Genomic DNA, 11,940 nt, shown 5'->3' on the forward strand with positions numbered 1-11,940 from the left:
TGGCCTTGACCTGCCCGGCCAGATTGATGGCGCCGCCGAACAGCAGCAGCTTTTCGGTCAGCGTGGTCTTGCCGGCGTCAGGATGCGAAATGATCGCGAAAGTGCGGCGGCGGGCGACTTCAGCGGCAAGCGGGGAACGCGCGGCTGAATCGACGGAAAGGGCGATATCGGACATAAAGGTGCCTGTGGCAGGGAAAACGGGCGCAATCAAGGGTTTTTGGGCGGGAAACTGGCCGAAGTGGCGACCATCGGCCGCGTTGCGATCCGGCTGCGTCGCCACCATATAGCCTCTGCGAGGACGACCTCCAAATCATCATCATCTGCAGGGACGGCCCTGCCTGTATTCAGGGGGTCATCCCATGGCTTGGCTATTGTTGTTCGTTGCGGGTTTGCTCGAAGTCGGCTGGGCCGTCGGGCTCAAATATACCGAAGGCTTCACCCGCCTCGTCCCCTCCGTCCTCACCCTCATCAGCATGACCGCGTCAGTCGGTATGCTTGCCCTCGCGCTCAAGGAACTGCCGATGGGAACCGCCTATGCCGTGTGGACCGGTATTGGCGCGGTCGGCACAGCCGCGCTGGGCATGTACCTGTTCGGAGACCCGGCCACCGTAGCGCGGATCGCCTGTATCGGGTTGATCGTGGCGGGAATTGCCGGGCTGAAGCTGGTGTCGTGACGTGATCCCGCAGGATGGGGAGAGCGCAGCGAAACCCATCCTACGGCTCATATGGGGCTTCGGGGCTCCGTCCCGCCGCCTACGGCGTCGATCCGTCCCCGGAATGACTGCGTCTTGTCAAATAAAGCTCAGATGCAGCAGCTTCACGATCCACCAGGTCGCGGCGGCGACAATCGCCGCGGCCGGGATCGTGATGACCCAGGCATAGACGATCGAACTCGCCACATTCCAGCGTACCGCTGACACCCGACGCGCCGCGCCGACGCCGACGATGGCGCCGGTGATCGTATGCGTCGTCGACACCGGCACGCCCAGGAACGTCGCGGCGAACAACGTCGCCGCGCCGCCGGTCTCGGCGCAGAAGCCCTGCATCGGCGTCAGCTTGGTGATGCGCAGGCCCATGGTCCGGACGATGCGCCAGCCGCCCATCAGCGTGCCCAGCGCCATCGCCGCCTGACATGACAGCACCACCCAGAACGGTACCGAGAACTCGGTGCCGAGATGGCCCTGCGAATATAAAAGCACCGCGATGATGCCCATGGTCTTCTGCGCGTCGTTGCCGCCATGCCCCAGCGAGTAAAGCGAGGCCGAAACGAATTGCAGGATGCGGAACGCGCGGTCCACGGCGAACGGCGTCGAGCGCACCGAAGCCCATGACACGATAGCCACCAGCACCAGCGCCAGCAGGAACCCCACGAGCGGCGACAGCACGATGGCGAGCAACGCCTTGGTCAACCCGCTCCACAGCGCGGCGGACAGTCCCGCTTTCGCGACGCCCGCCCCCAGCAAACCGCCGATCAGCGCATGCGACGAACTCGAGGGAATGCCGAGCCCCCAGGTGATCACGTTCCAGACGATGGCGCCCATCAGGGCCGCGAAGATCACCGCGGGATCGATGACGCTGGGCTCGATGATCCCGGTGCCGATGGTGTTGGCGACATGCAGGCCGAACACCAGAAAAGCGATGAAGTTGAAGAACGCCGCCCACAGCACCGCATATTGCGGCCGCAGCACGCGGGTCGAGACGATCGTCGCGATCGAATTGGCAGCGTCATGCAGGCCGTTGAGAAAGTCGAACAGCAGTGCGATGGCGATGAGGCCGATCAGCACCGGAAAGGCGAGCGTGGCGTCCACCTGATAGCCCTGCCCTATACTTGTTCGATAACGATGCTGTTGATCTCGTTCGCAACGTCGTCGAAGCGGTCGGCCACCTTTTCAAGGTGCTTGTAGATCTCGGCGCCGACCACGAAATCCATGGCGTTGGCATCGCGGTGCTTGAGATAGAGCTCCTTGAGACCGATATCGTGCAGATCGTCGACGCGGCCCTCGAGCTTGCCGACCTCCTCGGTGATCGCGGTAAGCAGGCCGACATTGTCGCCGATGGCGCTCATCAGCGGCACGGCGCGGCCCACAAGGTTGGCGCATTCCACCAGGAGGATGCCGATCTCGCGCATCGGCGGCTCGAACTGGCGCACCTCGAACAGCATCACAGCCTTCGCCGTCTGCTGCATCTGGTCGATGGAGTCGTCCATCGCGGTGATGAGGTTCTTGATGTCGACGCGGTCGAACGGCGTGATGAAGGTGCGGCGGACGGCGGTCAGCACCTCGCGGGTGATGGCGTCAGCGTCATTCTCGAACTGGTTGACGCGCTGGCAATAGACCGGCGTCTCATCGCCGCCTTCCATCATCCCCGCCAGCGCTTCCGCGCCATGCACCACCGTCACGGAGTGACGGGCGAACAGGTCGAAAAACCTCTCCTCCCGGGGCAGAAAGGAGCGGAACCAGCGCAGCATAGGATCATCCAGGTCTTCGGGAAAACGCAGGGACCGGACCCGGCTCGCGGCTCCCGTCACACGGACGTCATAAAGCATTTCCGGCCAAGGCGAGCAATCGCACACCTTCTAGACCCGGTCATCCACCGCTTTATGACAGCCTGCTTTTCCTGAGGCAGTGCCCGGATTTAGAGCGAATGATTGAATTCACAGGCGATTTCGCCGTTCGTGCTGCGCCCCGTCGGGCGCGCCGTCGATATAGCCCTCATGGAGGTCGACGCGCGATGCGAGCGGACCCAGCGTGCGCCCGGCCAGTCCCAGCATCTCGGCCGATGGATCGACGCCGCAAAAGCGCCATCCGGACTGTGTCTCGGCGAATGCCTTCAGCTCCAGCCCGCCGCCCGCGCCAAGCACGAGCACATGGGCATCATCCGGTGCCCGTTCCGCGAGGAGAATACCCGCCATCTGCAGCAGGCCGAGGAAGCCCGGCACCTGCCGCACCGGGCCTTCTGCATAGCGTGCCACTGCCTCCGGATCGGAGAAGTATGACAATGGTGAACTACAGCGACCGCTTGAAGTAATGCGCGATTTCGCCGATGACGCCGCGGCGGAAGGTCAGCACGCAGACCACGAAGATCACGCCCTGGATCACCGTCACCCACTGGCCGAAGCCGGCGAGATATTGCTGCATGGCGATGATGACGAAGGCGCCAACCACCGGCCCGAACAGCGTGCCGAGGCCGCCGACCAGCGTGATCAGCACGATCTCGCCGGACATGGTCCAGTGCACGTCGGTGAGCGAGGCGTTCTGCGCCACAAACACCTTCAGCGAGCCCGCGAAGCCTGCCAGCGTACCCGACAGGATATAGGCCAGCAGCTTGTACTGGTCGGTCTTGTAGCCCAGCGACACCGCACGCGGCTCGTTCTCGCGAATCGCCTTCAGCACCTCGCCGAATGGAGAGTTGATGGCGCGATAGATGATCAGGAAGCCCAGCGTGAAGCCGGCCAGGATCACGTAATACAGCGTGATCGGCTTCGAGAGATTGAACAGGCCGAACAGCGTGCCCTGCGGAATGCCCTGGATGCCGTCTTCACCGTGGGTGAACGGCGTCTGCAGATAGACGAAGAACAGCAGCTGCGACAGCGCCAGCGTGATCATGGCGAAGTAGATGCCCTGACGGCGGATGGCGATGAGGCCCGTGACGACTGACAGCGCGGCGGCCGCGACGACACCGACGACGATGCCGAGCTCGGGCGCCAGGCCCCACACTTTCAGGGCATGCGCGGTGCAGTAGCCGGCGGTGCCGAGGAACATCGCGTGGCCGAAGGACAACAGACCGCCATAGCCGATCAGGAGATTGAACGCGCAGGCGAGCAGCGCAAAGCACAGCGCCTGCATCACGAAGAACGGATAGACGCCGGTGAGCGGCACGACCAGCAACAGCGCGGTCATGATCGCAAAGGCGACCATCTCGTCCCTGACGGTGCGGCGGGGTGCGGGAATCGCGTTTTCGGTGATCGTTGTCATATCAGGCAGCCCGTCCCGTCAGTCCGGATGGTTTCACAAGGAGCACCAGCACCATCAGCACGAAAACGACGGTATTGGAGGCCTCGGGGTAAAAATACTTGGTGAGACCCTCGATGATGCCGAGGGTGAAACCGGTGATGATGGATCCCATGATCGAGCCCATGCCGCCGATCACGACGACGGCGAACACGACGATGATCAGGTCCGCGCCCATCAGCGGGCGCACCTGGTTGATCGGCGCCGACAGCACGCCGGCGAGCGCGGCCAGGCCGACGCCGAGGCCATAGGTCAGCGTGATCATCAGCGGCACGTTGATGCCGAAGGCACGGACCAGCGTCGGATTTTCGGTGGCGGCGCGCAAATAGGCGCCGAGCCGCGTGCGCTCGATCAGGAACCAGGTTGCGATACAGACCACCAGCGAGAAGATGACGACCCAGCCGCGATAGATCGGCAGGAACATGAAGCCGAGATTCATGCCGCCCTTGAGCTGATCAGGGATGGCATAAGGCAGACCCGACGAGCCGAAATAGTTCTGGAACACGCCCTGGATGATCAGCGCCAGACCGAAGGTCAGCAGCAGGCCGTAGAGATGGTCGAGATTGGCAATCCATTTCAGCATGGTGCGTTCCATCACCATGCCGAACAGGCCGACCGCCAGCGGCGCCAGGATCAGCGCCGGCCAGTAGCCGATGCCGGCCAGATTGAGCAGGAAGTATGCCGCGAAGGCGCCCATCATATAGACGGCGCCATGGGCGAAATTGATGATGTTCAGCATGCCGAAGATCACGGCGAGGCCGAGACTTAACAGCGCATAGAACGAGCCGTTGATGAGTCCGACCAGCAATTGCGCAGACAGGGCCTGTAGATTGATCGACATGTTGTTCTCAACTCTTATCGCAGGAAAGTATTGGCCCGGCAGCGTGACGCCGCCGGGCCAACGATCTTATTTCTTCAGCAGCGCACAGGTGCTCTTCTCGATCGGTGTAAAGGCCTGATCGGCTGGCACTGTACCGGCAAGCTTGTAGAAATCCCACGGCGCCTTCGATTCCGACGGCTTTTTCACTTCGAACAGATAGCCCGGGTGAATCTTGCGGCCATTGGCTTCGATCTTGCCCTGCCCGAACAGCGGATCGTCGGTCGGCAATTCCTTCATCTTGGCAACAACCTTGGCGCCGTCATGCGGATTGCCGCCGAGCGCTTCCAGCGCCTTGAAGTAATGGATCAGGCCGGCATACACGCCCGCCTGCACCATCGACGGCGGAGCGCCGTTCTTCATGCGCGCCGCGAATTTCTTGGAGAAGTCGCGGGTCTTGTCGTTGAGGTCCCAGTAGAAGGTCTCGGTGAAACTGAGGCCCTGCGCGGTTTCGAGACCTATCGCCTTGACGTCCGTGATGAACAGCAGCAATGCCGCGAGCTTCTGACCGCCTTTGGCGATCCCGAATTCAGCCGCCTGTTTGATCGAGTTGGTGGTGTCGCCGCCGGCATTGGCCAGACCGATGACCTTCGCCTTCGACGACTGCGCCTGCAGCAGGAAGGAGGAGAAGTCCGCGGTGTTGAGCGGATGCTTGACGCCCCCGACCACCTTGCCGCCCGAGGATTTGACGACTTCCGAGGTATCGCGCTCAAGCGCGGCACCAAAGGCGTAGTCGGCGGTCAGGAAGAACCAGCTGTCGCCGCCGGCCTTCACCATCGCCTGCCCGGTCGAATGCGCGAGCATGTAGGTGTCATAGGTCCAGTGCACGGTATTCGGCGAACACTGTGCATTGGTGAGATCCGACGTCGCGGCACCCGAATTGATGTAGACGCCGTTCTTCTCCTTGACGATGTTGTTCACCGCCAGCGCCACGCCGGAATTCGGCACGTCGACGATGGTGTCGACCTTGTCGACGTCGAACCACTGCCGCGCGATGTTGGAGCCGATGTCCGGCTTGTTCTGGTGATCGCCGGAGATGATGTCGATCTTCCAGCCCTTGGCCATCAGACCGGAGTCCTCCGCCGCCATCTGCGCAGCCAGGGTCGAGCCCGGGCCGCCGAGATCGGCATAGAGACCGGACTGATCGCTGAGTGCGCCGATCTTGACGGTCTTGTCCTGGGCCATGGCGATGCCAGCCATGGCCAGCGAAAGCGCCGTGCCGAGAAGTGCAGTAGAGATCGTATTTCTCATGACTTCCTCACAATAGACAATTCAACAACATGAAAAGGCGCGAAGGTTTACTTACTTCTTCAGGAGCGGACAGCTGCTCTTGTCGAGTGGCGTAAAGGCTTGGTCGGCGGGAATGGTTGCCACCAGCTTGTAGTAATCCCAAGGTCCTTTCGACTCTTCGGGCTTCTTGACCTCGAACAGATAGGCCGGGTGCAGCTTGCGGCCGTTCGGCTGGATCGTCCCCTTGCCGAAGATGATGTCGTCGGTCGGGGTCGCCTTCATCTTGTCGACGATCTTGAGGCCATCATGCGAATTTCCGCCCATGGCATCGAGCGTCTTGAAGTAGTGGATCAATGACGAATAGACGCCGGCATGCACGGTGGTCGGCATGCTCTTGTTCTTCATGCGCTCCTGAAACCGCTTGGAGAACGCACGGGTGCCGTCGTTGAGATCCCAGTAGAAGGTCTCGGTAAAGTTCAGGCCCTGCGCCACCGGCAGGCCGAGCGCGTGGATATCCGAGACGAACATCAGCAGGCCCGCGAGTTTCTGGCCACCTTTGACGATGCCGAATTCCGACGCCTGCTTGATCGCGTTGATGGTGTCACCGCCGGCATTTGCCAGACCGATGACCTTGGCCTTCGACGCCTGGGCCTGCAGCAGGAACGACGAGAAGTCCGGCGTATTCAGTGGCGGACGCACGCTGCCGATCACCTTGCCGCCGATCGCGGTCACGGCATTGGTGGTGTCACGCTCCAACGCGGTGCCGAAAGCATAGTCTGCCGTGAGGAAGAACCAGGTATTGCCGCCAGCCTTGGTCAGCGCTGTGCCGGTGCCGTTGGCGAGCTGATAGGTGTCATAGGCCCAGTGAATGGTGTTGGGTGAGCACTGCGCGTTGGAGAGATCGGACGTGCCGGAGCCGGAATTCAGATAAACGCCGTTCTTCTCCTTGACGACGTTGTTGACAGCGAGGCCGACGGAAGAGGTCGGGACGTCAACAATCACATCGACCTTGTCGCGGTCGAACCACTGGCGCGCGATATTGACGCCGACATCCGGCTTGTTCTGGTGATCGCCGGTGACGACCTCGATCTTCCATCCCTTGGCGGCCAGGCCGGAATCCTCGACGGCCATCTGCGCGGCCAGCGTCGACCCGACACCGGTGACGTCGGCATAGAGGCCCGACTGGTCGTTCAGCACGCCGATCTTGGCGGTCTTGTCCTGGGCGAACGCAAGAGAGCTTGCGCTCATCATCAGCGCGAAACCCAGCAGCGACGTCGAAACGGCTTTCTTCATTCTGTGCTTCCCTACCCGCATTGATGGTTGTGTCTATCGTCGGACCGTTGGCTCGGTCCGTTATTCGATAATTAGACGCCGAGATACGTATGAAGCTTGTCCATGTTCGCCGAGAGCTCGGAATTGGCGAAACCATCGATGATCTTGCCGTGTTCGACGATGTAGTAGCGATCCGCCACCGTGGCCGCGAAACGGAAGTTCTGTTCGACCAGAAGGATGGTGAAGCCTTCCGACTTCAGCCGCGCGATGGTGTGGCCGATCTGCTGGATGATGACCGGCGCCAGACCCTCGGTCGGCTCGTCCAGCATCAGGAAGCGCGCACCCGTGCGCAGGATACGGCCGATCGCCAGCATCTGCTGCTCGCCGCCGGAGAGCTTGGTGCCTTGGCTGTTGAGACGCTCTTTCAGGTTCGGAAACAGCTCGAAGATCTGATCCAGCGACAACCCGCCCGGCCGGATCGTCGGCGGCAGCATCAGGTTCTCTTTGACGTCGAGGCTGGAAAAGATGCCACGTTCTTCCGGGCAGAATGCGATGCCCTGCTTCGCGATCTTATCCGACGAGGTCTTGATGATCTCGCTGCCTTCGAATTTTATCGAGCCAGTGCGCTTGCCGATGATGCCCATGATGGACTTCAGCGTCGTGGTCTTGCCGGCGCCGTTGCGACCGAGCAACGTGACGACTTCGCCCGGCTTCACGTTGAAATTGATGCCGTGGAGAATATGCGACTCGCCGTACCAGGCTTCGAGGTTCTCGACCGTGAGAACGGGATTGCCCGTCGCTGCCGTTTTTGCCGGTGTGGCCATTGTGATCTCAGCCATGCCCGGCTCCCAGATAAGCTTCCTTGACGCGCTCGTCCTTGGTCAGGTCGGCGTAGCTGCCTTCCGCAAGAACCTTTCCGCGAGTCAGAACGGTAATGATGTCCGACAGGTTGGACACGACACTGAGGTTATGTTCGACCATCAGGATGGTATACTTCGCCGAGATGCGCTTGATCAGCGCGGCGATCTTGTCGATGTCCTCATGGCCCATGCCGGCCATCGGCTCGTCCAGCAGCATCATTTCCGGATCGAGCGCCAGGGTGGTGGCGATCTCCAGCGCGCGCTTGCGGCCGTAGGGCATCTCCACCGCCGGCGTATTGGCGAATTCGCTGAGGCCGACATCGTCGAGCAACTCGGCCGCGCGGTGATTGTACTGATCCAGCACGGTCTTGGAGCGCCAGAAGTCAAATGACGACCCGTGCTGACGCTGCAGTGCAACACGGACATTTTCCAGTGCCGTCAGATGTGGAAACACCGCCGAGATCTGGAACGACCGCACCAAGCCAAGGCGCGCCACGTCGGCGGGCGCCGTCGCGGTGATATCCTTGCCCTTGTAGAAAATCTGTCCGGCTGACGGCTGCATGAACTTGGTCAGCAGATTGAAACAGGTCGTCTTGCCGGCGCCGTTAGGGCCGATCAATGCGTGAATGGTACCGCGGCGAACTTTGAGACTGACATCGCGGACTGCGAAAAAGCCCGCAAATTCCTTGGTCAATCCGTTGGTTTCGAGAATGAACTCATCGGTCAAGCAAATTTCCCCCATCGACCTTCCTGGCGCGTGTCTCCACCAGTGGCCAATTTTTTGCGCGTCCGCATTTCGGGGAAAACTGAAAGTTGTCCCCGCGCGGCCACATCGAGTGGCGCGAATATGCCGTCAACGCGACGATGAACGCAAGGTGCAATGCGGCACAATTGCGTGGACCGCCTGTCGCACCGACTTCGCCCTTAGTCGTAGGCAGTTAGGGCCGTGCACATGCACAGAGCAGAGCCTGGCAGTGATCGGTCCATTGTGCAGAACGCACCACCCGTTTGCGCCGCAAACGACCCTCAAAAATCGCCTGTTAATTGTATTGCGAGATGACTTCCCGCATTCACTGATTATTTGCTCGCTGCGCCCATACTGCCTCAATCAATATCAGGGAGATCGTTGCCGTGGACTTCCAGAGCGCCGACGCGTCCGTGGTGAAGTCCATTCGGCAGCGCGATCTGCTGAACTGCTGGCTGCGGCTCTATGCGGCGCGACAGGCCCTGCCCGACATCACAGACTATCGCCCGGAGCGGATGGACGAGGAACGTCCTGATCTTGTCGACTATATCGTGGATCACAGCACGGCACCGCCGCGGCTCATCATCGACAGCAACGGCAGCCGCATGGCGAGCGCCTATGGCGCTACCGGCAAGGGCCGCTATCTCGACGACTATCTCGGTCCGATCCTCGGTCCTGTCGTGCTGCCGGCCTATCATGAATGTATCGCGCGCAAACTGCCGACCTATACGGTGTCGATGATCGACGACGTCAACGGCCGCGTTGTCGCCTATGAGCGGATGTTGATGCCGTTCTCATCAGGTGATGGCGTCACGCATATCATCGCATCGCTCAAGACCATCAGCGAGGACGGTGGATTCGAAATCAAAAATCTGATGCGCGGCCATCACAGCGTGCCGGTGCCAAAACTCCGGGCCGTGATCGATCGCAGCCTCTCCCATCGTGCGCCGCACCGACTGGCGGCCGGCGACGTCGTCGAGATCGACTGATCGCTATTTTACGTCTTTTGCGTAAATCTCCGGCTTGAAGCCGACCACGAGCTTGCCGCCAAGATCGAGCACGGGCCGCTTGATCATCGAGGGCTGCTCGAGCATCAGCGCGATTGCCTTGCTCTCGTTCAAACCTTCCTTGGCAGCGTCATCGAGCTTGCGGAATGTGGTGCCAGCGCGATTGAGCAGCGTTTCCCAGCCGACCTCCTTGGCCCAGCGCAGCAACCGCGCTCTGTCGATACCCTCGGCCTTGTAGTCATGGAAACTATAGGCGACGCCGTGGCCATCGAGCCAGGCGCGCGCCTTCTTCATCGTGTCGCAATTCTTGATGCCGTAGATGGTGATGGCCATGAGATGTCGCCGTGCCTGCCAGGAGTGATCGCCGTTCTGACCTGACTAGCAGATCAGACAGGAGCGGCTGACCGCAATCCGGGATCATCCACAGAGACCGCCGACGATACTGGCACGCATCATCGGCTCCTCCTTCAGATCTCAGGCCGTGCGCCTGCGGCTCGAAAAGATCAGCCACAGCGCCGACACCAGGAAATAGAAGGCGCCGAAGCCGGCATAAGGCGCGATGTCCAGGATCGTGGGCGCTACCGCGCCGCCAGCCTGCTTGATAAAAAACAGCCCGGCCGCAGTCGATTGTGCGCCGCTCAGGATCATCGCCCACTGCGCGCCGAATGCGCGCCAGCGGCGAACACCCGTCACGAGCTGCGCGAGGCCTGCCAGCGCCGCCCAGACGCCGAACACCGCCAGTACCGCATTCATCCCCGTCCGCAAGGCGATCGCTACCGCCAATGCGGCGATGAGGCTGACCACCACATTGAGCGCCTGCGGAGGATTGGCCAGTAGCCCACCGCTGCCATTGGCGTCGAACCAGTTCGCCAGCGCGTCCCAGGCCGGATAGCAGAGGAGCAGGACAGCCGCCGCTCCGGCAGATGACACGCCAGCCGTGGCGGCTGCCGCCACCCAGGCTGCCGCGACGATGCCGCGGACAAGATAGTAACGTGAGAGATCGCTGGTTGCCGCGGACTGCAGGCTGGCGGTTCCCTGTGGGACGGTCATGTTGGTCTCCATCGAAGCTGGGACCGGGCACGCTCAACCGGCATGGCGAATGAACTCGGTCGAATTAAATATCGCAATAATTAATATCGCGATATATTTATCGAGCCAGACCGACTGCCTTGTCCAGAACTATTTATCGCGATATACATTATTGTGATACTGACGTGAGGAGAATTGCCGTGGTGCCCGCCGACATTCCGCTGGATTACCAGCTCTGTTTTTCGCTCTACAGCGCCAGCATGGCCATCGGCCGGGCCTACAAGCCGCTGCTCGACGCGCTGGAGATCACCTACCCGCAATATCTCGTGCTGAGCACGCTGTGGGAGGGCGGCGCGCAGAGCGTCGGCGGCATCGCCGACCGGCTGGCGCTGGAATCGAGCACGGTCACGCCGCTGGTGAAGCGGCTCGAACAGGCCGGCTTAGTCGCGCGCAAGCGCAACCCGGAAGATGAGCGGCAGGTCGTCGTCAGCCTCACTGCCAAGGGCATGGGTTTGCGCGAAAAATCCCGCTGCCTTGGCGAGACGTTGTTCGCCGCGGCCGGCATGACGCCGGAGCGGTTGATCGCCCTGAACAGCGAGGTCCATGCCTTTCGCGATGCCGTGGCCAACTACACCGGCAAGACAGGCGCGACCGCGACGGAGACCGCCGACTGATGCAGATGAACCACGACAGGTCGCCTGCGAATCTGACGTAAGATACCGGACCGATTCAGCGCCGGAGCGATCATGGAATTCACCGCACTCTTTCTGGCGATCCTCATCACCATGCTCGTCGCATGGGCTGGCAGCCGCACGCTCGCGCTATCTCTGTTCGCCGTTGTGCTGATCGCCTGCGTGGCAACCTTCCTGCACCACGCCACCGACGCGCTGAAACTGTCGTTCTGAGGCCA

The 11,940-nt window shown here is 61.4% G+C and carries 15 protein-coding genes and 1 pseudogene; 4 read left to right on the forward strand and 12 right to left on the reverse strand.

What is annotated here, in order from left to right:
* Window positions 1-283 (reverse strand): GTP-binding protein (locus ACEK02_RS29885; RefSeq protein ID WP_371425060.1); only part of this gene is annotated, 283 nt, incomplete at its 3' end.
* 76 nt (window positions 284-359) lie between these two features.
* On the opposite strand from ACEK02_RS29885, the gene sugE reads away from it, so the two are divergent.
* Complete coding sequence (gene sugE, locus ACEK02_RS29890) at window positions 360-674, forward strand: quaternary ammonium compound efflux SMR transporter SugE (protein ID WP_371425061.1); 315 nt, start codon at window positions 360-362, stop codon at window positions 672-674.
* 117 nt (window positions 675-791) lie between these two features.
* Here sugE and ACEK02_RS29895 read toward each other — a convergent pair whose 3' ends face one another.
* The 9 genes and pseudogenes from ACEK02_RS29895 to ACEK02_RS29935 form a co-directional block, all read right to left on the reverse strand.
* Window positions 792-1,808 (reverse strand): anion permease, encoded by a 1,017-nt coding sequence (locus ACEK02_RS29895; protein WP_371425062.1) that lies wholly within the window; start codon window positions 1,806-1,808, stop codon window positions 792-794.
* A 14-nt stretch (window positions 1,809-1,822) separates the two neighbouring features.
* Window positions 1,823-2,467: a DUF47 domain-containing protein gene (locus ACEK02_RS29900; protein ID WP_371425063.1), complete on the reverse strand. Its 645-nt coding sequence runs from the start codon at window positions 2,465-2,467 to the stop codon at window positions 1,823-1,825.
* A 216-nt stretch (window positions 2,468-2,683) separates the two neighbouring features.
* A pseudogene (locus ACEK02_RS29905) lies at window positions 2,684-2,998 on the reverse strand (methyltransferase); the annotation flags it as partial.
* A gap of 7 nt (window positions 2,999-3,005) precedes the next feature.
* Window positions 3,006-3,974, reverse strand: a complete 969-nt coding sequence (locus tag ACEK02_RS29910) for a branched-chain amino acid ABC transporter permease (protein ID WP_371425064.1) — start codon at window positions 3,972-3,974, stop codon at window positions 3,006-3,008.
* Window position 3,975: 1 nt separating this feature from the next.
* Entirely contained in the window at window positions 3,976-4,851 is an 876-nt protein-coding gene (locus tag ACEK02_RS29915; RefSeq protein ID WP_371425065.1) for a branched-chain amino acid ABC transporter permease, read from the reverse strand.
* A gap of 66 nt (window positions 4,852-4,917) precedes the next feature.
* Window positions 4,918-6,138, reverse strand: a complete 1,221-nt coding sequence (locus ACEK02_RS29920) for an ABC transporter substrate-binding protein (protein ID WP_371425066.1) — start codon at window positions 6,136-6,138, stop codon at window positions 4,918-4,920.
* A gap of 51 nt (window positions 6,139-6,189) precedes the next feature.
* Window positions 6,190-7,410 carry an ABC transporter substrate-binding protein gene (locus ACEK02_RS29925; protein WP_371425067.1) on the reverse strand — a complete coding sequence of 407 codons (1,221 nt, stop codon included), beginning with the start codon at window positions 7,408-7,410 and terminating at the stop codon, window positions 6,190-6,192.
* Window positions 7,411-7,481: 71 nt separating this feature from the next.
* Complete coding sequence (locus tag ACEK02_RS29930; protein ID WP_371425068.1) at window positions 7,482-8,228, reverse strand: ABC transporter ATP-binding protein; 747 nt, start codon at window positions 8,226-8,228, stop codon at window positions 7,482-7,484.
* The gene (locus ACEK02_RS29935; RefSeq protein ID WP_371425069.1) at window positions 8,221-8,976 is read right to left on the reverse strand and encodes an ABC transporter ATP-binding protein; all 756 of its coding nucleotides are present in this window, start codon (window positions 8,974-8,976) and stop codon (window positions 8,221-8,223) included. Before ACEK02_RS29935 ends, ACEK02_RS29930 begins: the two co-directional genes overlap by 8 nt.
* 404 nt (window positions 8,977-9,380) lie before the next feature.
* Between ACEK02_RS29935 and ACEK02_RS29940 the strand changes: the two genes are divergently transcribed.
* The gene (locus ACEK02_RS29940; RefSeq protein WP_371425070.1) at window positions 9,381-9,983 is read left to right on the forward strand and encodes a hypothetical protein; all 603 of its coding nucleotides are present in this window, start codon (window positions 9,381-9,383) and stop codon (window positions 9,981-9,983) included.
* A 3-nt stretch (window positions 9,984-9,986) separates the two neighbouring features.
* On the opposite strand, the gene ACEK02_RS29945 is transcribed toward ACEK02_RS29940, so the two are convergent.
* Window positions 9,987-10,334: an ArsC family reductase gene (locus tag ACEK02_RS29945; protein ID WP_371425071.1), complete on the reverse strand. Its 348-nt coding sequence runs from the start codon at window positions 10,332-10,334 to the stop codon at window positions 9,987-9,989.
* Between the two features lie 141 nt (window positions 10,335-10,475).
* Window positions 10,476-11,051, reverse strand: a complete 576-nt coding sequence (locus ACEK02_RS29950) for a DUF308 domain-containing protein (protein ID WP_371425072.1) — start codon at window positions 11,049-11,051, stop codon at window positions 10,476-10,478.
* Between the two features lie 179 nt (window positions 11,052-11,230).
* On the opposite strand from ACEK02_RS29950, the gene ACEK02_RS29955 reads away from it, so the two are divergent.
* Both ACEK02_RS29955 and ACEK02_RS29960 read left to right on the forward strand, forming a co-directional pair.
* Window positions 11,231-11,704: a MarR family winged helix-turn-helix transcriptional regulator gene (locus tag ACEK02_RS29955; RefSeq protein WP_371425073.1), complete on the forward strand. Its 474-nt coding sequence runs from the start codon at window positions 11,231-11,233 to the stop codon at window positions 11,702-11,704.
* 72 nt (window positions 11,705-11,776) lie between these two features.
* Complete coding sequence (locus ACEK02_RS29960; RefSeq protein WP_371425074.1) at window positions 11,777-11,935, forward strand: DUF5993 family protein; 159 nt, start codon at window positions 11,777-11,779, stop codon at window positions 11,933-11,935.
* Window positions 11,936-11,940: the final 5 nt, after the last annotated feature.

Origin of the sequence: Tardiphaga sp. (genome assembly GCF_041424195.1) — a bacterium.
Taxonomy (GTDB): domain Bacteria; phylum Pseudomonadota; class Alphaproteobacteria; order Rhizobiales; family Xanthobacteraceae; genus Tardiphaga.

Excerpts from the sequence above, each read along its gene's own strand:
- ACEK02_RS29900 (WP_371425063.1), bottom strand. The coding sequence starts at position 2,467 with ATGCTGCGCTGGTTCCGCTCCTTTCTGCCCCGGGAGGAGAGGTTTTTC.
- ACEK02_RS29915 (WP_371425065.1), bottom strand. The coding sequence starts at position 4,851 with ATGTCGATCAATCTACAGGCCCTGTCTGCGCAATTGCTGGTCGGACTC.
- ACEK02_RS29930 (WP_371425068.1), bottom strand. The coding sequence starts at position 8,228 with ATGGCTGAGATCACAATGGCCACACCGGCAAAAACGGCAGCGACGGGC.
- ACEK02_RS29960 (WP_371425074.1), top strand. The coding sequence starts at position 11,777 with ATGGAATTCACCGCACTCTTTCTGGCGATCCTCATCACCATGCTCGTC.
- ACEK02_RS29920 (WP_371425066.1), bottom strand. The coding sequence starts at position 6,138 with ATGAGAAATACGATCTCTACTGCACTTCTCGGCACGGCGCTTTCGCTG.
- ACEK02_RS29910 (WP_371425064.1), bottom strand. The coding sequence starts at position 3,974 with ATGACAACGATCACCGAAAACGCGATTCCCGCACCCCGCCGCACCGTC.
- ACEK02_RS29925 (WP_371425067.1), bottom strand. The coding sequence starts at position 7,410 with ATGAAGAAAGCCGTTTCGACGTCGCTGCTGGGTTTCGCGCTGATGATG.
- ACEK02_RS29950 (WP_371425072.1), bottom strand. The coding sequence starts at position 11,051 with ATGACCGTCCCACAGGGAACCGCCAGCCTGCAGTCCGCGGCAACCAGC.
- sugE (WP_371425061.1), top strand. The coding sequence starts at position 360 with ATGGCTTGGCTATTGTTGTTCGTTGCGGGTTTGCTCGAAGTCGGCTGG.
- ACEK02_RS29945 (WP_371425071.1), bottom strand. The coding sequence starts at position 10,334 with ATGGCCATCACCATCTACGGCATCAAGAATTGCGACACGATGAAGAAG.